1 protein-coding gene is annotated in these 324 nt (G+C 68.8%); it reads left to right on the forward strand.

Going from position 1 to position 324, the window contains the following annotated elements:
- On the forward strand, window positions 1–324 hold a 324-nt coding region (locus AX750_RS23290; RefSeq protein ID WP_197432858.1), incomplete at both ends, for a transposase.

A 324-nucleotide genomic window follows, 5' to 3' on the forward strand; every position in this document is an offset into this window, starting at 1 on the left:
TGCCTGTGCGCGTGCTCTCGCGGCTGTTCCGCAGGCTCTTCCTCGAAGGGCTCGCAGCCCTGCACGCGGCGGGGCGGCTTACCTTCCAGGGCGATCTCGCCCATCTGGCAGAGGCCAATGCCTTTGCCACCCTGCTGGCGCCGCTGCGGCGCGCCGACTGGGTTGTCTATGCCAAGCGCCCCTTCGGTGGCCCTGAGGCTGTCCTGGCTTATCTCGCCCGCTACACCCACCGCGTCGCCATCGCCAACAGCCGCATCACTGCCATGGATCGGCACGGGGTCACGTTCCGCTGGAAGGACTATCGCGCCCGCTCGGCCGGGAAGA

The sequence above is a fragment of the Methylobacterium sp. CCH7-A2 genome, from assembly GCF_001557075.1.
GTDB lineage: Bacteria > Pseudomonadota > Alphaproteobacteria > Rhizobiales > Beijerinckiaceae > Allobosea > Allobosea massiliensis.